This is a genomic window from Saccharothrix sabaoui (assembly GCF_051756985.1).
Taxonomy (GTDB): domain Bacteria; phylum Actinomycetota; class Actinomycetes; order Mycobacteriales; family Pseudonocardiaceae; genus Actinosynnema.
This window is the reverse complement of record NZ_JBPKJK010000160.1, coordinates 1-20,139: the sequence shown is the minus strand read 5'-3', so window position 1 is coordinate 20,139 and position 20,139 is coordinate 1. Positions and strand designations below refer to the sequence as shown.

Here is a 20,139-nt window from a genome sequence, read left to right as displayed (position 1 = left end):
TGAGCGTTGGACTCTCGGGGCCCGGGCGTTGGACTCTCGGGGGTGGGTCAGGTGGTGCCTATGCCGTCCCAGACGGCGGTCGAGCCGCTGTGGCCGATGCGGACCACCTGCACGGTGGCGGCGGCGCCGGCGGCGACGACGAGCACGCTGACGACCACCGCGATCCGCCGCCACGTCCTGGGCACGGGCGTCGTGCTCTCCGTCGCCGCGGTGCGCTCCCGGTCGGCGAGCCGGCCCGCGACCACCAGCGCCACGACCACCACGCCGAACCCGAGCGCGAACGGCAGCAGGTCGTTGCCCAGCTCCGCGTGCCGCTCGATCAGCGGGTTGCCGAGGCTCGCCAGCCTCGCGTGGAGCTGGTCACCGGACGCCTGGGCCAGCGGCACCGAGCCCACGCCGAGCAGCGTCACGCCGAGCAGGGGCCACGCGTACTTCTTCCGCCACCGCGGCACGACGGCCGCCGCGACCGCCCCCGCCGCCGCCAGCGGGAGCAGCACCACCACCGCGTGGACCAGCAACGGGTGCGTCGGGAGACCGAAGAACGTCACCAGGTCGTCTGCGAGTGCCATGCGTCTCCCTACGCCGGTGGGCCTTCCCCGGGTTCAGCGCAATAGGGTAGTGCCGTGCTGAGGACCGATGGCAGGAACGACGACGTGCTGCGCGACATCCGGATCACCCGCGGCTTCCAGCAGTGGCCCGCGGGATCGGTGTTGATCGAGTTCGGGAACACCCGCGTGCTGTGCGCGGCCAGCGTCACCGAGGGCGTGCCGCGGTGGCGGTCCGGTTCCGGCCTCGGCTGGGTGACCGCCGAGTACGCGATGCTGCCGTCGGCGACGCACAGCCGCAGCGACCGGGAGTCGGTGAAGGGCCGGATCGGTGGCCGCACGCACGAGATCAGCCGCCTGATCGGGCGTTCCCTGCGGGCGTGCATCGACCTGGCCTCGCTGGGCGAGAACACCATCGTGATCGACTGCGACGTGATCCAGGCCGACGGCGGCACCCGCACCGCGGCGATCACCGGCGCGTACGTGGCCCTGGCCGACGCCGTCACGTGGCTGGGCGCGGCCGGCCGCCTCGCCGACCCTCAGCCGCTGTCCTGCGCGGTGTCGGCCGTCTCGGTCGGCGTGGTCGACGGCCGGGTGCGCCTCGACCTGCCGTACGAGGAGGACTCGCGCGCCGAGGTCGACATGAACGTCGTCGCGACCGACGCGGGCACCCTGATCGAGGTGCAGGGCACCGGCGAGGGCGCCACGTTCGCCCGCTCGACCCTGGACAAGATGCTCGACCTGGCGCTGGCGGGCTGCGCCGAGCTGAACCGCGTGCAGGCCGAGGCGCTGGCCCTGCCCTACCCCGGCGTGCTGCCCGAGCCGAAGGCGAAGAAGAAGTGAAGCTGCTGCTGGCGTCGCGCAACAAGAAGAAGCTCGGCGAGCTGCGCCGCATCCTGCTCGCCGAGGGCCTCGACGGCATCGAGGTCGTCGGCCTGGACGACGTGCCCGAGTTCCCGGAGGCCCCGGAGACCGACCCGACGTTCGAGGGCAACGCCCTGGCCAAGGCGCGGGACGCGTACCGGGCCACCGGCCTGCCGTCGGTCGCGGACGACTCGGGCATCGCGATCGACGCCCTCAACGGCATGCCCGGCGTCCTGTCGGCGCGCTGGTCCGGCGCGCACGGCGACGACGAGGCCAACACGCGGCTGGTCCTGGGCCAGCTGCGCGACGTCCCGGACGAGCGCCGCGGCGCCGCGTTCGTCTGCACGGCGGCGTTCGTGACCGGCGACACCGAGACCGTGGTGCGCGGCGAGTGGCGGGGCTCGGTCGCCCGCGAGCCGCGCGGCGCCAACGGTTTCGGCTACGACCCGGTGTTCGTGCCCGAGGGCCACGACGTGACGTCGGCCGAGCTGTCCCCGGAGGAGAAGGACGCCCTCTCCCACCGGGGACGCGCGCTGCGCCTGCTGCTGCCGCACCTGCGGGAGCTGGCCCGCGCCTGACCGCGTGACTGCCTGACCGCGCGACTGCCTGACCGCGTGACCGCCTGACCGGGCCGTGCCCCGCCGCCCCGACCGGGCGGCGGGCACCGGGGTGGTCAGGCGGTCGGCAGCTCGCGCAGCAGCTTGGCCACGTGCCCGGTCGCGCGCACGTTGTAGAGCGCCTTCACGACCTTGCCGTCCGGTCCCACGAGGAACGTCGACCGGATCACGCCCATCACGGTGCGGCCGTAGTTCTGCTTCTCCCCGTACGCGCCCCACTCGGTGAGCACCGCGCGGTCGACGTCGGACAGCAGCGGGAAGTTCAGCCCCTCCGCCTCGGCGAACTTCGCCAGCTTCGCCGGCTTGTCGGGGGAGACGCCCACCACGTCGTAGCCGGCGGACGCGAGGTCGCCGAGGTTGTCGCGGAAGTCGCACGCCTGCTTGGTGCAGCCCGGCGTGCTCGCCGCCGGGTAGAAGTACACGACCACGGAACGGCCCGCGTAGTCCGCCAACGAGACGGGTGCGCCCGTGCTGTCGGGCAGGGTGAACGCCGGGGCCTGGTCGCCGGGGGACAGGCGCTTCTGCTCGGTCATTGCCGAGACGCTACAAGAGCCGCCGCGCGGTCAGCCGGTGCCCTCGTAGACCGCGCTCGGTTCCTGCCCGGTGCCGTTCGGCTCGACCACGACCCGGATCGGCACGGGCTCCTGCGGCACCGCGAACGCCACCGTCAGCACGGTCTCCGCGCCGGCCGCGACCTCGGGCACGGCGGCGGCCACGCCGCCCAGCCCCTGCACGGAGTCGCGCACCTCGGCCACCTGCCGCCCCTCGACGGAGGCGCGCACGACGAGCTGGCTCGTCAGGTACGGCTCCGGGGTGCCGTTGACCAGGGTCAGGGTGAACACGGCGGTGCGCGGCGACTTCGGGAACGAGGTGTCGCTGGGTTCCAGCGAGGACGGCGGCGACACCGTGACGGCCATGCCGTCGGCCCACACCCGCTGCGCGCCGAACGCGGCGTACGGGGAGGCGGGTGACGCGTCCGCGCCCTGCTCGGCCACTTCGGACGGTGGCTCGGCGGTGGTCAGGCCGGTGTGGTCCGCACATCCCGCCAAGGCCAGGACGACGAACGCGCCGGCGGCCAGTCTGGCGATTTCCACGAACCTCCCCTTCCCGCCCCGGCGGTGGGCTGACTGCGACAGGTCACCACCATGACGCGGAGCGGGAGTGCTCGGGAACCGATACAGGGCCTTGAAGCGCACCTGGTGCACGCCCGTGGCCAAGACGTGATGACGCGCGGCTGCCCGCGTGGGCGTCGCCACACCGGGCGGCGCCCACGCGGGTCGGCGGCGGCCGAGCTCCGAGCGGCGGACCGCCCGGGAGTTGATGAGCGCGTCGGGGGGCGTGCGCGCTCGTACTGATCATCGCGGTTGTGCCGCGAACCGCTACACCTCGACGTCGGTCTTCACTCGTTCGGGTGAACGTTGGGCGATCTGGGCGAGAAGCTCGTACGACCGGAGCCGGTCGGACTGCTCGGCGACCATCGTGGTCACCATCAGCTCGTCGGCCGCCGTGTCGGCCAGCAGCCGCTCCAGCCCGGCCTCCACCGTCCCCGGCGAGCCGATCACCTGGGAGGCCATCCGGTCCTCCACGATCAGCCGCTCCACGTCGGTGTACGGGTACGCGTCGGCCTCCTCGTTGGTGGCCACCGCCCCCGGCCGGCCGCTGCGCAGCTTCAGGAACGACAGCGCGCCCGGCTGGGCGAGGTACCGCGCGCGCTCGTCGGTGTCCGCGACCAGCACCGAGGCGCACACCAGCGCGTACGGCTCGGACAGCCGCGCGGACGGCCGGAACCGCTCGCGGTACAGGGCGAGCGCGGGCAGCGTGTTCTCCGCGCTGAAGTGGTGGGCGAACGCGAACGGCAGCCCGAGCAGGCCCGCGACCTGCGCGCTGTACCCGCTCGACCCGAGCAGGAACACGTCCGGCTTGTTGCCCTTCGCGGGCACGGCGAGCAGCTGCTCGGTGCCGTCGAAGTACCCGTTCAGCTCGGCCAGCTGCTGCGGGAAGTCGTCGACCGACAGCGGGCCGGCGGTGCGGCGCAGGGCCTGCGCGGTGCGCTGGTCCGTGCCCGGCGCGCGGCCGATGCCGAGGTCGATGCGGTCGGGGTGCAGGGCGGCGAGCGTGCCGAACTGCTCGGCCACGACCAGCGGCGGGTGGTTGGGCAGCATCACGCCGCCGGAGCCGACCCGCAGCGTCGTGGTGGCGTCGGCGACGTGGCCGATGAGGATCGCGGGCGAGGAACTGGCGATGCCGGGCATGTTGTGGTGCTCGGCCAGCCAGAACCGGGTGAAGCCGAGCCGCTCGACGTGCCGCGCCAGCTCGCGCGTGTGCGCGAGGGCCGTGCGCGCGTCCGTCCCCGCGGTGATCGTGGCGAGGTCGAGTGCGGACAGCGGCACGTCGCGGAGTCGGCTCATGCCACTGGACAACGCCCGGGGCGCCGGATGCCTTCCGCCGTCCGGGTGTGATGCCCGCGACCACGCCCGCGGGAAGCCCGCCCACGCCGGCGATGTTGACCAGGACATGGACGTGGTGGTCATCGGCGCAGGTCAGGCGGGCTTGTCCACCGCCCACTTCCTCGGGCGGGCCGGCCTGGACCACCTCGTCCTGGACGCCGAGGACGGCCCCGGCGGCGCGTGGCGGCACCGCTGGCCGACGCTGCGCATGGCCACCGTGCACGCCATCCACGACCTGCCCGGGGCGCCGTTCGCCGAACCCGACCCGGACGCGCCCGCCAACGAGGTGCTGCCCGCCTACTTCGCCGACTTCGAGCGCCGCGAGGGCCTGGACGTGCTCCGCCCGGTCCGGGTGCGCGCCGTCCGCGACCACGTCCCCGGCGACCGGCGCGGCCCGCTGGACGTGGCGACCGACCGCGGCACCTTCACCGCCGACGCCCTGGTCAACGCGACCGGCACGTGGACGCGCCCGTTCTGGCCCAGCTACCCCGGCCAGGAGCTGTTCCGGGGCCGGCAGCTGCACTCGTCGCGGTACCCCGGCCCGGCCTGGTTCGCCGGGCGGCACGTCGTCGTCGTGGGCGGCGGCACGTCCGCCGTGCAGCAGCTGCTGGAGATCGCCGCGCACGGCGGCACGACCACGTGGGTCACCCGCCGCGAGCCCGAGTTCTCCGACGAGCCGTTCGGCCCGGAGATCGGCCGCGCGGCCGTGGCGGAGGTGGAGGAGCGGGTCCGCCGCGGCCTGCCGCCGCGCAGCGTGGTCAGCGTGACCGGCCTGAGCCTCACCCCCGCCGTCCGCGAGGGGCTGCGGACCGGCGTGCTGGCGCGCAGGCCGCTGTTCGAGCGGATCACCGAGGACGGCGTGGTGTGGCCGGACGGCGGCTCCGAGCGCGCCGACGCGATCCTGTGGGCCACCGGCTTCCGCGCCGCCCTCGACCACCTCGCGCCGCTGCGGCTGCGCGCGCCCGGCGGCGGCGTCGAGCTGGACGGCACCCGCGTGGTCGCCGACCCCCGCGTGCACCTCGTCGGCTACGGGCCGTCGGCGAGCACGGTCGGCGCGTCCCGCGCGGGCCGGGTCGCCGCCCGCGAGATCAGGTCGCTGCTGTCCGCGCGGCCCGCCGCCTGAGCCCCCGCCCGCCCGGCTCCCGGCCGCCGAACCCCCGGCCGCCGAACCTCCGGCCGGCCACCCGCAGCCCCACGCCCAGCTTGTAGCGCAGCACGTCGAACCGGCCCACGTCGTGCCGCGCCAGGAACTCGCGCGCCGCGCCCTCCTCGAAGAACCACGGGAACAGCGACGCCGGGTCGTTGAACCCCTCGAACAGCTGCTCGCCGACGCCCTCCCGCCGGGACGCCGCGAGCAGCAGCTCCCGCTGGAAGCCCCGCAGCGGCGCGAGCAGCCCGTTGGAGAACTCGTTCGCGAACCGGCCCCGCTCCCACCACTCGTCGAACCGGTCCGCCAGCCACGACGCCGCGTACGGCCCGTCGAACGCGGTCAGCTCCCCGGCGAAGAAGCGGGCCATCCGGGTCGCGTTGTTGGCCCCCTGCCCGGCCAGCGGGTCGTTGAGCACCACGGCGTCGCCGAGGCCCAGCACGTGCCGCCCGGACGGCAGCACGCCGACGGGGCGGCGCACCACCGGCACGACCTCGCCCTTGATCCACGTCACCGGGCTCGTCGCCCGCGCGGGCCGCAGGAACGCCGACTCGTGCGGCAGCAGCTCGTCCACCAGGCCCTTGAGCACCTCCACGCCCTCGTCGGCCGACGTGACCCCGCGGAACCGGTCCGCCGGCCCGCCCGGCACTGCCTCCAGCACGATGCTGCGCGACTCGCCCACGTCCTTGTCGTGGAACGGCAACCAGAACAGCTCCGCGGTGCCCGGCACGAACGAGAACACGCCCTCGCGGTGCTCGGGGCGGGCCGCCAGGTCGTAGCCGTGGACGTTCACCATGAACAGCGCGCGCTGCGGGCGGGAGTGCACGCACCGCGCCGGGTCCCGCTCGAACAGCCCGGTCAGCGACCGGCACCCGGCGGCCACCACGACCAGGTCGTGCGCGGCGGCCAGCCGGTCGAGGTCCTCGACCGACACCTCGCCGACGACCACCTCCGCGCCGCGCCGCTCCAGCTCGGTGAGCCCGCCGGCGAACTTCAGCCGCTGGTCCACCGCCAGCGCGGGCTTGCGCAGCGGCGCGTCGACCGAGAACGCGACCCCGCCGTCGCCGGTCACCAGGTCGAGGTGGAGGTGGTGGATGCGGGACGCCCCGGGGTGCAGGTCGAGCCCCAGCTCCGCCTCGTACTCGACCTGGTCGCCGAACAGGCACGCGGTGGGCCGGCCGCGGTCGGCGAGGAGCTGGTCCGGCGTCAGGTCGGTGTGGATCGACACCCGCCACCCCGCCCGCAGCAGCGCCGCCGACAACACGAGACCCGCCTGACCGGCACCGACGACCGCGATTGTGCGCACGTCTACGAATACTCGGCGGACTTTCCCGATCAGGCCAATAGCACGATCGGGTCTTATAACCTCACTAATGTGCACAGGGCGTTGCGCGTCGTTATGGGTTTGTCACTCGGATTCGTCACTTCGGCCGTGAACGTGCTGGTCGTGGCGTTCGCCCGGAAGTGGGCCCGACCGGTGGCGGAAGCGGAACGCCGCCGTCTCTCGTGGGCGTTCGGGTTCGACACGGCCGAACCGGACCACGACCGGGCGACCCGCTACCTCGCGGTGCGCTGGCTCGTCGGCCTGTTCGGCGGGGTCGTGGTGGCGTGGCTGTACTACGGCCTGGCCATGGCCGGGATCATCGCCCACCGGCTGGTCGTGGGCGACACGGGTCCCGAGCTGAACGCCGACGACGACCTCGTCGAGTACCTGTGGACGGCCCTGGTGGGCGTCGTCCTGCTCTACATCGAGGTGCAGGGGATCATCGGCGTCGTCGCCCTGGAGCAGCGGGTCGCGCACCGCTTCCTCGGGCCGAGCGAGGCCGAGCTGCTGCGCCGCCGCGTGGACGAGCTGGCCGCCAGCCGGGCGGGCATCGTGGCCGCGGTGGACGCCGAGCGCCGCCGCATCGAGCGCGACCTGCACGACGGCGTGCAGCAGCGGCTGGTCGCCCTGGGGATGCTGCTGGGCCGCGCGCGCCGCAACCCCGACCGCGCGGCCGACCTGCTCGCCCAGGCGCACGAGGAGTCCCGGCACGTGCTGGAGGACCTGCGCGAGGTCGCCTGGCGGGTCTACCCGGCCGCGCTGGACTCGCTGGGCCTGGCCGAGGCGCTGGAGGCCGTCGCCGACCGCTCGGCCATCCCGGTGCGCATCGCCTGCCCGGCGCTGACCGCCGCGCCGCAGGTGGAGACCGCGGTGTACTTCGTGGTGTGCGAGGCGGTGACGAACGCGGCCAAGCACTCCGGTGCGACGATGATCGACGTGGACATCAGCGAGGACGGCGGCGCGGTGCGCGTGCGGGTCGTCGACGACGGCGCCGGGGGAGCGGACCCGGCGGGCGGCGGGCTGGCCGGCCTGTCCCGGCGGGTGCTCGCGCTGGACGGCCGGTTCTCCGTGACCAGTCCCGCGGGCGGTCCCACCGCGGTCGAGGCGAGCATCCCGTGCGGGTGATCCTGGCCGAGGACTCCGCGCTGCTGCGGGAGGGCCTCGTGCGGCTGCTGGCCGAGGAGGGCCACGAGGTGCCGGCCGCCGTCGGCACCGCGGCGGAGCTGGTCGCCGCGGTGGCCGAGCACCGGCCGGACGTCGTGGTGACCGACGTGCGGATGCCCCCGACGAACACCGACGAGGGCATGAGGGCCGCCCTGGAGATCCGCGAGCGGTTCCCGGGCGTCGGCGTGCTGGTGCTCTCGCAGTACGTCGAGCAGCGCTACGCCGTCGACCTGCTCACCGGGCACGCCGACGGCGTGGGCTACCTGCTGAAGGACCGCGTGGTCCAGGTGGAGGAGTTCCTGGACGCGCTGCGCCGGGTGGGGGCGGGCGGCGCCGCGTTCGACCCGGAGGTGGTGCGCCGGCTGCTGGCCCGCACCACGAGCCCGCTGGACGCGCTGACCGCGCGGGAGCGGGACGTGCTGGCGCGCATGGCCGAGGGCCACACGAACAACGCGATCGCGGAGCGGCTGCACGTGTCGCGCAGCGCGGTCGAGAAGCACGTCAACTCGATCTTCGACAAGCTCGGGCTGTCCGCCGAGGGCGGCTACAGCCGGCGGGTGCTGGCGGTGCTGCGCTACTTGCGGGCGTGATCCTTCTTCCGCTGCACGAGCCGGGACACCACGAACCACACGACGGCGATCACCACGAGGCCGAGCACGACCTTGGACACGACGCCGAGGTACTGGTCGACGAGGTGGTAGTTCGCGCCGAGCAGGTAGCCGGCGAGGATCAGCGCGGTGTTCCAGATCAGGCTGCCGGCCGCCGTGAGCAGGGTGAACTGCACGATCGGCATGCGCTCCACGCCCGCCGGGATGGAGATGAGGCTGCGGAAGACCGGCACCATCCGGCCGAAGAAGACGGTGGCCTTGCCGTGCCGGTTGAACCACTCCTCCGACTTGTCCACGTCGGACACCTTCATCAGCGGCATCCGCCCCGCGATGCGGCGGATGCGGTCGCGGCCCAGCGCGGCGCCCAGGTAGTACAGCAGCAGCGCGCCCACCACCGAGCCCGCGGTGGTCCACAGGATCGCGGCGACGAGGCCCATCCGGCCCTGGCTGGCGGTGAACCCGGCCAACGGCAGGAACAGCTCGCTGGGCAGGGGCGGGAACAGGTTCTCCAGCGCGATGGCCAGCCCGGCGCCGGGTGCGCCGAGCGTTTCCATCAGGTCGGTGATCCACGAGACGATGTCCATATTGTCCACATTACGAACCCGCCGACGGGCCCACCATGAAGCCGGCCGCACACCTGCGGTGCGGAAAACCCCAGTGCGGGAGTCCCCGAGGGGGGAAACCCGGAGGGGACCCCGGGCGGGCACCCCGGCACGACCGCGTGGCGGGCGCGCCGGTTCGGCGTCGGTTCGCGACCCCCTCCCCGCTGAGCGCTTGCGGCCTCCACCACGGGATACCCCGGTGCCGCCGACTCCACTCACGCTCCCCGGCGGCCCCCTGACCGTGCGGCCCCGGACCGCGCGACCCCCGGGACCGCGCGGCCCCTGACCGTGCGGCCCCGGAGCACGACCCTGGACTACGATCGGGTCCCGTGAAGCGCGTCCCCGTGGTCGTGGTGGCGGGGTTCCTCGGCTCCGGCAAGACGACGCTGCTCAACCACCTGCTCGCCGCCGCCCGCGGCACCCGGGTCGGCGTGGTGGTCAACGACTTCGGCGCCATCGGCGTGGACGCGATGAGCGTGGCCGGGCAGGTCGACTCCACCGTCTCGCTCAGCGGCGGCTGCCTGTGCTGCGCCGTCGACGTGAGCGAGCTGGACGAGATGCTGGCCAAGCTCGACTCCCTGGTCGACGTCATCGTGATCGAGGCCAGCGGCCTGGCCGAGCCGCAGGCCATGGTCCGGATGGTGCTGGCGAGCGAGAACCCGCGGCTGTCCTACGGCGGGCTCGTGCTGCTGGTGGACGCCGCCGAGCCGCCCGCCGACCTGGCCCGCCACCTGCGCGTCGCCGACCTCGTCGTGCTCAACAAGGTCGACCGGGCCGCCGACCCGGACGCGGTGGCCGCTGAGGTGGACCGGCTCAAGCCGGGCGTGCCGGTGGTGCGGGCGACGTTCGGGCGGGTCGACCCCGGCCTGCTGTTCGACCGCGTGGAGCGGACCGCCGCCGGCCAGCTGTCGTTCGACGACCTGCTCGCGGAGCTGGGCGGGCGCCACGAGCACGACCACGTGCGGTACGAGAGCGTCGAGTTCACCGCCGACGCCCTGAACCCCGCGCGGCTCATGGCGTTCCTCGACGCGCGGCCCGCCGGGCTGTACCGGATCAAGGGGTTCGTGTCGTTCGACGTGCCCGGCCACCGGCAGCGGTTCGGCCTGCACACCGTGGGCGCGTTCCTGCGGTTCGAGCGGTCGGCGTGGCCCGGTCCGCGGCGCACCGAGCTGGTGCTGGTCGGCACCGGCCTCGACGTGCCCGCGGTGCGCGCCGGGCTGGCCGCGTGCGTCGAGCCCGACCCGTCGTCGGTGGACCCGCGGTCGATGCTGGAGGTCCTGCGCCACCTGGCGTGAGCGGCCCCCGGCGGTGCCGAGGGCGCTGCTGACGACGTGGGCCCGGAGAGACTCGAACTCTCACTGGCACGGACCTAAACCGTGTGCCTCTGCCAATTGGGCTACGAGCCCGCCGGCGCAAGCTTATCCGCAGCCCCCGGCGGGCCGGTCCCGAGGGACCGATCCGCCGGTCCGCTCAACGGCGCGGGCGGCTCTCAACTACGGTTGTGGCCAGACCGCAGCTAGGAGGAGATGTGGCCCGCGACCCCGACACCATCCAGCGCGAGATCGAGCAGGCTCGCGACGCGCTGGCCGCGACGCTGGACGAACTGGGCACCAGGGCGAACCCCCAGCGCTTCGTCGAGTCCGGCAAGGAGAGCGTGCGCGCGAAGCTCGACGAACCCAGGGTCCGGTACTCGCTGATCGCGGTGGCCGTGCTCCTCGGGTTCGCCTTGCTGCGCAAGCTGTTCCGGTGACCTACTGCCCCTTGGCGACGAGGGGCAGCAGGACCTGTTCCACCACGCGGTCGACGAACGGGACGTCCAGCGGGTCCCCGGTGAGCATCAGCCGGTAGATCAGCGCGGCGCCCGCGATCTCGACCGCCATGCCGCGCGGCGCGTCGGGGCGCAGTTCGCCCCGTCCGTCCGCGCGCTCCAGGATGCCGCGCAGCACGTCGCGCTGCGCGGTCAGGAACGTCTCGCGGAACGCGGTGGCCAGCTCCGGCTCGTGCGGCAGCTCGCCGACCAGCGCCTGCGCCGCCTTGCCGCTCGGCCCGGACAGGAACGCGGCGAACGCGGCGAGGAACTCCCTCAGGTCGCCCGCCAGCGACCCGGTGTCGGGCTCGGCGAGGTTCTGCTGCGCCAGCTGCGTGCACGTGTCGATCACGAGGTCGAGCTTCGACTCCCACCGCCGGTAGATGGTGGCCTTGCCCGCCCGCGCCCGCGCGGCGACGGCGTCCATGGTCAACGCCCGGTAGCCCACCTCCGCCATCACCTCCAGCGCGGCCTGGCGCAGCGCGTCGTCGCGGCTCGCGTCCCTCGGTCTGCCCCGTTGCGGGGTCGTTCTGGTCGGCTCGCTGTACACCGGTGTCGCCATCGTGCGCTCCCGTCGCCTCTTCAGGCCGGACATCCTAGGCCGGGCCCGCCGGCACTAGGCGTCGATCACCTGGTCGTGAGTGGTCCTCGGTTCAGCGGTGCCCGGCTCGGTGGTGCTCGTCCCCGGGGTGCCTTGTCGCGGGGTGCCCCGCCGCGGGGTGCTCGTCCCCGCGGTGCGGTGGGGTGGTGGCGCGAGGCCCGCGCGGGTGTGCAGGTACGCCACCGAGAACGCGAGCGCGTCGCCGTCGAGCAGGTGCACCACGGTGCGGTCGGCGTGCCGGCCCGCGATCTCGTCCGCGAGCTGGTCGGCGGTGAGCCGCGCCGCGATCAGGCCGGGCGCCGTCGCGGTCAGCTCCTTGCCGTCGGCGCGCACGACGACGGTCCAGTCGTCGCCGTCGCGCCGGTAGTTCGCGGTGATGGGGAGTCTCGACATGCCTGCGCCCTCCGTCGGTCTCGTCCCATCTGACCGGCGTTCCGGGCCGAACACGTCGTCTGTCCTCCTAACGAGTGAGGTGGTCCCGGAGTTGCCTCCCACCTGCGGGGGATGCCGGCGTGACGCCGTTCGCACGAGGACGGTGGCCCGAACGAACGATTACCCGTTCGTGTAAGGAAAGTGCGTGATCGCTAACGGTGGGGCGGCGACGGTCCGACAGACCGATCGGAGCAACGTCGTCAACCCGGAGGTTTTCATGAGTCGCCGAACCACCGTCGCGGTGAGCCTGTCCCTCGGCCTGCTGCTGGCACCGGGGGTGGCGTCGGCGACCCCGGCGCTCGACGGCCCGCCCGGCCGGGGCGACGTCTGCGGTCGCGGCGAGCCGCCGTGCCACACCACGACCACCGCGGTGCCGGAGACCACCACGACCACCGCGGTGTCCGGCACCTCGGCGACGGCGACCACGACCACCGCGGTGTCCGGCACGTCCGCGACCTCGATCGACCCCGGCACGTCCGCGACGTCCACCGGTACCACCGCGGCGCAGACCACGACCACGACCGCCGCTGCCGCCGTCGCCGTCGCACCGGCCGGTGCGCAGGCGGCCCTGGTGGCCGGCGGGGGCGACCGGCGCGCGTTGGCCGACACCGGCTCGGCCCCGCTGCTGACCGCCCTGGTCGGGCTGGCCAGCGCGCTCGCGGGCGCCGTCCTGCTGCTCCTCGGCCGCCGTCGTCGGGGGGCCTGAGCCCTCGTCAGCCGAGCCGGGCCGCCACGCCGCGCCACACGACGTCCACGACGTAGTCGGTGGCCCGCTCGGGGCCGACGTCGGGGCGGCGTTCGCACCACAGGGCCAGGCGCTCGGTCGCGCCGACCACGATCTCGGCGAACGCCTCCGCCTCGACCGGGTCGAGGTCCGGGGCGAAGGCCACGAGCACGGCCGAGATCAGGTCGGTCTGCTGACGCCGGATGCCCTCGACCTCCTCGACCGCGGACGGCACCGTGATCGCCGCCTCGTGGCGCAGCAGCGACCACGACCGCTCGTGCCCGGCGATGAACTCGAAGAACGCGAGCAGGCCCCGGCGCAGGACCTCCTCGGGGCCCTCCGCGCCCGCGATGGCCCGCTGCGTGCGCTCCAGCAGCTCGGTGCGCGCGCGGTGGATGCAGCCGATGAGCAGGCCCTCCTTGGAGCCGTAGTACTCGTACAACATCGGCTTGGAGACCCCGACGCGTTCGGCGATCTCGTCCATCGACGCGGCCAGGTAACCGCGCTCGGCGAACACGGCCTCGGCGACGTCGAGCATCTGCGCCTTGCGCTGCGCCTTGGGCATCCGGCGGCGCTTGGGCGCGGCGTCCGCGTTCTCGGCGCCCGCGTTCTGGGCGTCCGCGTTCCGGGCGCCCGACTTCTCGGCTCCCGCGGCCTCGGTGGGGGTCACGAACCCAGACTACCGGAGGTAACTTACTTGGAGTAACCTACTGAGCAGTATGTAGCCGGACTTGGAGGACGGGATGCACCGAGAGGTCAAGGTCCTGGTCGTCGGCACGGGTTTCTCCGGCCTGGGCATGGCGATCGAGCTGAAGCGCAGCGGGGAGCGCGACTTCGTCGTGCTGGAGAAGGCGTCCGACCTCGGTGGCACCTGGCGGGACAACTCCTACCCCGGCTGCGCGTGCGACGTGCCGTCCCACATGTACTCGTTCTCGTTCGAGCTGAACCCGCGCTGGTCGCGCATGTTCGCCAAGCAGCCGGAGATCCGGGACTACCTGCACCGGGTGGCCGAGAAGTACCGGCTGCGCGAGCACATCCGGTTCAACGCGAAGGTGGCCGGCGCGCGCTGGGACGAGGACGCGAAGGTCTGGCACGTCGCCACCGAGCACGGCGACACCTACACCGCCAAGGCCGTCGTGGCGGGCATCGGCGCGCTGCACATCCCGAACGTCCCGGCGCTGCCCGGCATCGAGAAGTTCGAGGGCCGCGCGTTCCACTCGGCCCAGTGGGACCACGACCACGACCTCACCGGGCGGAAGGTCGCCGTCGTCGGCACCGGCGCGAGCGCCATCCAGTTCGTGCCGCGCATCGCCGACCGGGTCGGGCGCATGACGATCTTCCAGCGCACGCCGCCGTGGGTCATGCCCAAGATGGACCGGTCCATCAGCGGCTGGGAGCAGAAGCTGTTCGGCGCGCTGCCGTTCACCCAGCGCCTGTACCGCGACTACGTCTACTGGGTGCGCGAGTCCAGCGCGCTCGGCTTCGCGGTGAACCCGAAGATCATGGAGTTCGCCCAGGGCATCGCCCGCCGGCACCTGCGCGGCCAGGTCGAGGACCCGGCGCTGCGGGAGAAGCTGACGCCCGACTACACCATGGGCTGCAAGCGCGTGCTGATCTCCAACGACTTCTACCCGGCGCTGAACAAGCCCACCGTGGACCTCGTGACCGACGGCATCGCCGAGGTGCGGGAGCGCTCGATCGTGGACAACGCGGGCGTCGAGCACGAGGTCGACACCATCATCTACGGCACCGGCTTCCACGTCGTCGAGTCGTACGACCACCTCGACGTCACCGGCAAGGGCGGTGTCGACCTGGCGACGAAGTGGCGCGAGGAGGGCATCGAGACCTACTACGGCATCACGGTGTCCGGGTTCCCCAACTTCTTCTTCCTGCTCGGCCCGAACACCGGTCTCGGCCACAACTCCGTGGTGTTCATGATCGAGTCGCAGATCCGCTACGTCCGGCAGTGCCTGGAGCTGCTCGACCGGCACCGCGCCGACGAGCTGGACGTGCGGCCGGACGTGCAGGCGGGGTTCAACCGGCAGCTCCAGCGCAAGCTCACCAGGGGCGTGTGGACCGAGGGCGGCTGCAAGAGCTGGTACCTCGACGCGCGGGGCGTGAACCGCACCGTGTGGCCGGGCTTCACCTGGCGCTACTGGATGCGCACGAGGACCGTGAACCCGGCCGACTACACCCTCACCCGGGCCCGCCGCCCCAAGGTCCCCGCCTAACCCGCGAGAGTCCAACGCCCAGGCCCCGAGAGTCGTACCCCCGGGCCCCGAGAGTCCAACGCTCAGGCCCCCTGAGTTCTACGTTCACGACCGCCGGTGTTCCGGCCTGAACGTAGAACTCAGGGGGCCTGGAGGTTGGACTCTCGAGGTCTGAGCGTTGGACTCTCGGGGCCTGGGTGTTGGACTCTCGGGTCAGACGCCGGCGGCCTTGGCGCGTTCCGCCCGCAGGCGGGTCACGTCGCCCAGTTCGAGGGGGGCCGGCTTGGTGCCGGTGGCCCACTCGATGAGGAGGTCGGCGATCTGCGGGTTGCGCGGCAGCACGGGACCGTGCAGGTAGGTGCACAGGATGCGGCCCTGGACCGCGCCCTCCACCGAGCCGTCGTTGCCGGTACCCACCTTGACGTGCGCCAACGGCTGCGCGGACGGCCCCAGCACGGTGCGGCCCTGGTGGTTCTCGAAACCCGTCAGGATGCCGTCGAACAGGCCGTTCGCGGGCGTCGCGATCACCTCGCCGATGGCCCGGCTGCCGCCCGCGTGCGACGTCGAGTCGATCAGGCCCAGGCCGGCGTGCGTGACCTGGTCGGCCCGGGTGAACGACTCGCCGAAGATCTGGATGCCCGCGCACACGCCGAGGACCACCGCGCCGCGCGCCGCCGCGCGCTGCATCCCGGGGTGCTCCCGCAGGTGCCGCACGGCCAGCGTCTGCGCCGTGTCCTCGCCGCCGCCGACCACGTAGATGTCGCACGAGTCGGGCACCGGCTCGCCGAACCGCACCGTGACGATCTCGGCGGGGATGCCCCGCCACGTCATGCGCTTCTCCAGCACGACCGCGTTGCCGAAGTCGCCGTAGGTGCCGAGCAGGTCGGGCAGCACCAGGGCGATCTGGACCTTGGACGTCGTCACTCGGCGGCCCTCGCGTTCAGGTCCCGGAAAGCGGTGTAGTTGGCGATGACCTCGACCGGGCCGGGCGGCATGGCGTCGATCGCCGCCAGCGGGTCGGGCACGATCGTGTGCCGCACCTCGGCGTAGGTGAGCCGGACGGCCAGGTCGGTGGCGCGTTCGCCGGACGCGATGACCTGGCGGCCCTGGAGCCGCTCGAACGGCACGTCCCACAGCCACGACAGGTCGCGCCCGTCGGCCTCGTGCGCGTTGATCACGAGCACGGCCGGGTGGTCGGCCTCGCGCACCACGGTCAGCGTCTCGCTCCAGCCGGCCGGGTTCTTCGACAGCAGCAGGCGGGCGCGGTGGCCCGTCCGCTGGATCGTCCGGTACCGGCCGGCCACGTTGGACACGCCGCGCAGCCGCTGCACGGCCTCCTCGACGGGCACGCCGAGCGCGGCGGCGGCGGCGGTCGCCATCACCGCGTTGGCCTGGTTGAACTTGCCGGGCAGCCGCAGCGACAGCTCGACCTTCACGCCGTTCGGCGTGACCAGCCAGCCGTCACCGGTGATCCAGTTCGGCCGGGGCCGGGCGAGGTCGCAGCCGGTGCAGTGCCAGTGCTCGCCCTGCCAGCGGATCGGGTCGCCGCAGCGCGGGCACGAGGCCGCGTCGTTGTGCCAGCCCGTGCCGGTGGCCACCCACACCACGTTCGAGCAGTCGCGCGCGGCCGAGGTGACCATGATGTCGTCGCAGTTGGCGACGACGGTCCCGGTCACCGTCTTGAGCGCGGTGCGCAGCGACTTCTCGATGGTGCGGACCTCGCCGACCCGGTCGAGCTGGTCGCGCGACAGGTTCAGCAGCACGGCCACGGCGGGCGCCGCCGCCCGCACGACCTCGGGGAAGTACCCCTCGTCGACCTCCAGCACCGCGTACGGCGCGTCGGGCTGCTTGGACAGCGCGGTCACGTGCCCGTCCGGCATGTTCGCGCCGCCGTGGTTGGTGGCGACCTCGCCGAGGAACGACACGGCGCGGCTGAGCATCATCGTGCTGGTGGTCTTGCCGTTGGTCCCGGTCACCAGTGCGACGGCGCGACCCTGGGTGAGGTGCGCCAACGCCTGCGGGTCCAGCCGCAGCGCGACCCGGCCGCCGATCATGCCACCGGCGCCGAGGCCCATCTTCTGCGACAGCTTCGAGCTCATGTTGCCCAGTCGCACGGCGGCCGCGGTGCGCAGCGGCAGGCGGGCTGGGTCTGCACCTGGAGTGTTCGGCAAGCGACTTCCTGCACGGTCAGGGGTGGGGGAGTGCCCCCGATGCTACCGGGGTCGGTGGTTGTCCAGCTCCCGCAGGGTCCTGATCAGGTCCACCGTGCTGAGCTGGCACAACTGCGCCATGTACTCCAGCGCGGGCAGGTCCAGGTGCACCTCGGCCGGCTGCCCGGGGGCGAGCTGGGCGAGCCTGCCCTGGGCCCAGCGGCGCAGCGGCAGCAGCTGCGGTCGCGTGTCGGCGACGACCGCGCTGAGGTTCACCGCCAGGTGACCGGCCGGGGCGTCCCCGAACACACGTTCGTGGACCCGGGCCAGCACCTGGTGCGCGGGCACGCCCAGGGCGACGCAGATCTCCACCAGCCGGACCACTGAGCACTGGCGGGTGCCCAGCTCGTAGGTGGCCAGCGTCTGGAGCGAGATCTCGCTCTGCAAACGTCGGTTGAGCTCCTTGCGGGTCCATCCGCGCTGCTTGCGCAGGCTGCGCAGCTCGTCCCCGAGCACGCGCTGGTACGCCGCTGTGTCGATCTGCACCGTCGATCCTCCGTCCGCGGGGGCCCCGACAGACCCCACGCAGATGGAAAGCGCGACTTTGGGATCGCTTACGCGAGTTGTCCCATTTATCGCCCGATCGGGCTAACCGAGTAGTACCGAAAGTAGCGTTTACGGGGTGAGAGCACGGGTAACCCCCTGCTCGGTCGGCCCCAGGAACCGGGGGTCCGGTTCGGCCACCACGCCGTCCCACATCGCCTTGCCCGCCGCGAAGACCTCCCGGAAGTGGCCGTAGGCGGTCGTCGTGGCCCAGCGCCGGGACGTGTCGTGGCCCACGCCGCGCGCGTCCAGGCCCGCCGACCGGCACAGCGCCACGGCGCGCGGCAGGTGGAAGCCCTGGGTCACCACGGTCAGCCGCTCGACGCCGAAGACCCGCTTGGCCCGCGTGCACGAGTCCCACGTGTCCAGGCCCGCGTAGTCGGCCACGACGACCCGCTCGGGCACGCCCCGGCGCACCAGGTAGCCGCGCATGGCGCTCGGCTCGTCGTAGTCGGTGGTGCTGTTGTCCCCGCTGACCAGCAGCACCTTCACCTTGCCGGTCCGGTACAGCTCCGCCGCCACGTCCAGCCGGCCCGCCAGGAACGGCGTCGGCGCCCCGGACCGGGTCAGGCCCGCGCCCAGCACCAGCGCCACCGGCGCCTCGGGCACGTCCGCCGCGCCGTGCACGTACGGCGCGCTGCTCGCCCGCACCCACACCCACGGCGTGGCCGCCAGCAGCACCAGCAGCCCGGTCACGACCAGCGCGCGCCGCCAGCGCCGCCGCAGCAGCCGCGCCGCCCGGCCCGCGCCCGCCCGCACCCGTCCCGCGAAGTCCTCCACGAACGCCTCCCCCGAGTTCCGCCCGCGCGGACCGGTCCCGCGCGGGTCAGTTGACGCAGCGCACCCCGTCCGCGGTGATGGGCTGCTCCGGCGTGGTCGTCGCCGGCTGCCGCCGCGCGCCGTCCAGGCCGACCAGCGGCCCGCCGGCGAGGCCCTGGACGCCCGGCCCGTCGTACTCCGGGCCGAGGAACACCCGCACGTGCCCGGTCGGGACGTCGGGGTCCTCCTCGACGTCGAGGCCGCCGAGGAAGTCGGCGACGGCCGCCGCGCCGTCCTCGCCGCCGAGGCCGTGGCGCACCGCGGAGGACGTCACCTCCTCGGCGGCGTTGCCCGAGCCGCCGTCCACGTACCCCTCGGCGACCAGGGACCGCAGCACGCGGCCGGCCAGCCCGCCCACGCCCGAGGCGTTGCGCACCTCGACGGTCACCGCGGCCGGGTCCACGGTCGGCGCGGTGGACGAGGAGCCCGGCGCGGTCGGGTCGGCGCCGAGGTTCTCGAAGAACTTCCGCACGTCCCGTTCCTTGACCTCGATCGCCAGGCCGTCCTCGGGCGTCTGGAGCTCCGGGTCGCCGGTCGGGATGGTCTCGAACTTGAGGTTGCCGCCGGTCAGGTCCTTCATCTGGGTGGCGAACCTCAGCACGTCCCAGCCCTCGTCGAGCACGATGGACCTGCTCAGGGCGTCGATCAGGGCACCGAGCCTGCCTGGGTCGGACAACGTGCCCGCGGACAGGATCTGCTTGGCCAAACCCGCCATGAACACCTGCTGGCGCACGATCCGGTCCAGGTCGCCGCGCAGCAGCCCGTACCGCTGGCGGACGAACGCCAGCGCCTCGCGGCCCTGGACCTTCTGCGGCCCGGCGGCGAAGTCGGCGCCGGAGAACTCGTCCCGGGTGGCCTGGTTGAGGCACACGTCCACGCCGCCGACGGCCTTGGTGATCTCGTAGAACCCGACCAGGTTGATCTCGGCGTAGTGGTCGACGGTGACGCCGGTGAGGTCCTGGACGGTCGCGATGAGGTTCTTCGCGCCGTCCTTGCGGGACTTGACGTCCAGCTGGGCCGGGTCGGACTCGCCCTCGCGCTTGAGGCGCTCGATGGCGTCGTCCTTGCCGTACCCGTACGCCGAGTTGATCTTGTGGCGGCCGTAGCCGCCCGCGATCTTCACGTACGAGTCGCGCGGGAACGACACCGCGACGGCCTTGCCGCCGTCGTTCGGCACGTGCATCAGGATCAACGTGTCGGTGTTCAGGCCGCCGGCCGTCTCGTCGCCCGCCTGGAGCTCGTCGAGGACCTCCCGCGGCAGCGGGTTGCCCTTCGAGTCGGTGCGGCTGTCCATGCCCACCATGAGGATGTCGACCGAGCCGTCGGCGGGCTTCTCGCCGCCGCCCTCCGCGCCGATCACGTCCGTGGTGGAGATGCTCTCGGTCAGCGACTGGAAGTTGGCGTACGCGTAGCCCGTGCCCAGCAGCACGGCCACCGAGGCGAGCGCCAGGACCGTGCGGCCGACGAGCGCGCCG

The 20,139-nt window shown here is 73.3% G+C and carries 23 protein-coding genes and 1 tRNA gene; 9 read left to right on the top strand and 15 right to left on the bottom strand.

Going from position 1 to position 20,139, the window contains the following annotated elements; translation table 11 throughout:
• Positions 1-47: 47 nt before the first annotated feature.
• Entirely contained in the window at positions 48-569 is a 522-nt protein-coding gene (locus ACR807_RS34000) for a DUF2231 domain-containing protein (RefSeq protein WP_438925584.1), read from the bottom strand.
• 54 nt (positions 570-623) lie between these two features.
• On the opposite strand from ACR807_RS34000, the gene rph reads away from it, so the two are divergent.
• Together rph and rdgB are read left to right on the top strand one after the other, a co-directional pair.
• Positions 624-1,388 carry a ribonuclease PH gene (gene rph, locus ACR807_RS33995; RefSeq protein WP_438925583.1) on the top strand — a complete coding sequence of 255 codons (765 nt, stop codon included), beginning with the start codon at positions 624-626 and terminating at the stop codon, positions 1,386-1,388.
• A complete protein-coding gene (gene rdgB, locus ACR807_RS33990) occupies positions 1,385-1,987 on the top strand; it encodes an RdgB/HAM1 family non-canonical purine NTP pyrophosphatase (protein ID WP_438925582.1) in 603 nt (200 codons plus the stop codon). The genes rph and rdgB overlap by 4 nt, the downstream gene beginning before the upstream one ends.
• Positions 1,988-2,082: 95 nt before the next feature.
• On the opposite strand, the gene bcp is transcribed toward rdgB, so the two are convergent.
• The 3 genes from bcp to ACR807_RS33975 all read right to left on the bottom strand — a co-directional run bounded on the left by bcp (position 2,083) and on the right by ACR807_RS33975 (position 4,434).
• Complete coding sequence (gene bcp, locus ACR807_RS33985) at positions 2,083-2,559, bottom strand: thioredoxin-dependent thiol peroxidase (RefSeq protein ID WP_438925581.1); 477 nt, start codon at positions 2,557-2,559, stop codon at positions 2,083-2,085.
• Between the two features lie 30 nt (positions 2,560-2,589).
• Positions 2,590-3,120: a hypothetical protein gene (locus ACR807_RS33980; protein ID WP_438925580.1), complete on the bottom strand. Its 531-nt coding sequence runs from the start codon at positions 3,118-3,120 to the stop codon at positions 2,590-2,592.
• A gap of 285 nt (positions 3,121-3,405) precedes the next feature.
• The gene (locus tag ACR807_RS33975; RefSeq protein ID WP_438925579.1) at positions 3,406-4,434 is read right to left on the bottom strand and encodes an LLM class flavin-dependent oxidoreductase; all 1,029 of its coding nucleotides are present in this window, start codon (positions 4,432-4,434) and stop codon (positions 3,406-3,408) included.
• Between the two features lie 106 nt (positions 4,435-4,540).
• On the opposite strand from ACR807_RS33975, the gene ACR807_RS33970 reads away from it, so the two are divergent.
• Positions 4,541-5,596 carry an FAD-dependent oxidoreductase gene (locus tag ACR807_RS33970; RefSeq protein WP_438925578.1) on the top strand — a complete coding sequence of 352 codons (1,056 nt, stop codon included), beginning with the start codon at positions 4,541-4,543 and terminating at the stop codon, positions 5,594-5,596.
• Here ACR807_RS33970 and ACR807_RS33965 read toward each other — a convergent pair.
• Positions 5,562-6,926, bottom strand: coding sequence for a styrene monooxygenase/indole monooxygenase family protein (locus ACR807_RS33965; RefSeq protein WP_438925577.1), 1,365 nt, complete (start codon positions 6,924-6,926; stop codon positions 5,562-5,564). The two genes, ACR807_RS33970 and ACR807_RS33965, sit on opposite strands and share 35 nt — an antisense overlap.
• Before the next feature lie 126 nt (positions 6,927-7,052).
• On the opposite strand from ACR807_RS33965, the gene ACR807_RS33960 reads away from it, so the two are divergent.
• Both ACR807_RS33960 and ACR807_RS33955 read left to right on the top strand, forming a co-directional pair.
• Entirely contained in the window at positions 7,053-8,069 is a 1,017-nt protein-coding gene (locus tag ACR807_RS33960) for a sensor histidine kinase (RefSeq protein WP_438925576.1), read from the top strand.
• The gene (locus ACR807_RS33955; protein WP_438925575.1) at positions 8,060-8,698 is read left to right on the top strand and encodes a response regulator transcription factor; all 639 of its coding nucleotides are present in this window, start codon (positions 8,060-8,062) and stop codon (positions 8,696-8,698) included. Before ACR807_RS33960 ends, ACR807_RS33955 begins: the two co-directional genes overlap by 10 nt.
• Here ACR807_RS33955 and ACR807_RS33950 read toward each other — a convergent pair.
• Positions 8,683-9,300, bottom strand: a complete 618-nt coding sequence (locus ACR807_RS33950) for a DedA family protein (protein ID WP_438925574.1) — start codon at positions 9,298-9,300, stop codon at positions 8,683-8,685. The genes ACR807_RS33955 and ACR807_RS33950 overlap by 16 nt on opposite strands.
• A 347-nt stretch (positions 9,301-9,647) precedes the next feature.
• On the opposite strand from ACR807_RS33950, the gene ACR807_RS33945 reads away from it, so the two are divergent.
• Positions 9,648-10,613, top strand: coding sequence for a CobW family GTP-binding protein (locus tag ACR807_RS33945; RefSeq protein WP_438925573.1), 966 nt, complete (start codon positions 9,648-9,650; stop codon positions 10,611-10,613).
• 37 nt (positions 10,614-10,650) lie between these two features.
• On the opposite strand, the gene ACR807_RS33940 is transcribed toward ACR807_RS33945, so the two are convergent.
• A tRNA-Leu gene (locus ACR807_RS33940) sits at positions 10,651-10,724 on the bottom strand.
• A gap of 122 nt (positions 10,725-10,846) precedes the next feature.
• Here ACR807_RS33940 and ACR807_RS33935 point away from each other — a divergent pair.
• Complete coding sequence (locus tag ACR807_RS33935; RefSeq protein WP_438925572.1) at positions 10,847-11,068, top strand: DUF3618 domain-containing protein; 222 nt, start codon at positions 10,847-10,849, stop codon at positions 11,066-11,068.
• Between the two features lies 1 nt (position 11,069).
• Here the strand turns inward: ACR807_RS33935 and ACR807_RS33930 are convergent, their stop codons facing one another.
• Both ACR807_RS33930 and ACR807_RS33925 read right to left on the bottom strand, forming a co-directional pair.
• Positions 11,070-11,687 carry a TetR/AcrR family transcriptional regulator gene (locus tag ACR807_RS33930; protein ID WP_438925571.1) on the bottom strand — a complete coding sequence of 206 codons (618 nt, stop codon included), beginning with the start codon at positions 11,685-11,687 and terminating at the stop codon, positions 11,070-11,072.
• Positions 11,688-11,741: 54 nt separating this feature from the next.
• Positions 11,742-12,119, bottom strand: a complete 378-nt coding sequence (locus ACR807_RS33925) for a hypothetical protein (protein WP_438925570.1) — start codon at positions 12,117-12,119, stop codon at positions 11,742-11,744.
• Positions 12,120-12,375: 256 nt separating this feature from the next.
• On the opposite strand from ACR807_RS33925, the gene ACR807_RS33920 reads away from it, so the two are divergent.
• Positions 12,376-12,864, top strand: a complete 489-nt coding sequence (locus ACR807_RS33920; RefSeq protein ID WP_438925569.1) for an LPXTG cell wall anchor domain-containing protein — start codon at positions 12,376-12,378, stop codon at positions 12,862-12,864.
• A gap of 7 nt (positions 12,865-12,871) precedes the next feature.
• Here the strand turns inward: ACR807_RS33920 and ACR807_RS33915 are convergent, their stop codons facing one another.
• Entirely contained in the window at positions 12,872-13,447 is a 576-nt protein-coding gene (locus tag ACR807_RS33915; RefSeq protein WP_438925585.1) for a TetR/AcrR family transcriptional regulator, read from the bottom strand.
• Positions 13,448-13,625: 178 nt separating this feature from the next.
• Between ACR807_RS33915 and ACR807_RS33910 the strand changes: the two genes are divergently transcribed.
• A complete protein-coding gene (locus ACR807_RS33910) occupies positions 13,626-15,113 on the top strand; it encodes a flavin-containing monooxygenase (RefSeq protein WP_438925568.1) in 1,488 nt (495 codons plus the stop codon).
• Between the two features lie 192 nt (positions 15,114-15,305).
• On the opposite strand, the gene ACR807_RS33905 is transcribed toward ACR807_RS33910, so the two are convergent.
• The 5 genes from ACR807_RS33905 to ACR807_RS33885 all read right to left on the bottom strand — a co-directional run.
• Positions 15,306-16,016, bottom strand: coding sequence for a type 1 glutamine amidotransferase (locus ACR807_RS33905; RefSeq protein ID WP_438925567.1), 711 nt, complete (start codon positions 16,014-16,016; stop codon positions 15,306-15,308).
• Positions 16,013-17,191, bottom strand: a complete 1,179-nt coding sequence (locus ACR807_RS33900; protein WP_438925566.1) for a Mur ligase family protein — start codon at positions 17,189-17,191, stop codon at positions 16,013-16,015. The genes ACR807_RS33905 and ACR807_RS33900 overlap by 4 nt, the downstream gene beginning before the upstream one ends.
• Before the next feature lie 114 nt (positions 17,192-17,305).
• Positions 17,306-17,788 carry a helix-turn-helix domain-containing protein gene (locus ACR807_RS33895; protein WP_438925565.1) on the bottom strand — a complete coding sequence of 161 codons (483 nt, stop codon included), beginning with the start codon at positions 17,786-17,788 and terminating at the stop codon, positions 17,306-17,308.
• Positions 17,789-17,917: 129 nt separating this feature from the next.
• Positions 17,918-18,625, bottom strand: coding sequence for a SanA/YdcF family protein (locus tag ACR807_RS33890; protein WP_438925564.1), 708 nt, complete (start codon positions 18,623-18,625; stop codon positions 17,918-17,920).
• Between the two features lie 46 nt (positions 18,626-18,671).
• Positions 18,672-20,139 (bottom strand): LCP family protein (locus tag ACR807_RS33885; RefSeq protein WP_438925563.1); only part of this gene is annotated, 1,468 nt, incomplete at its 5' end.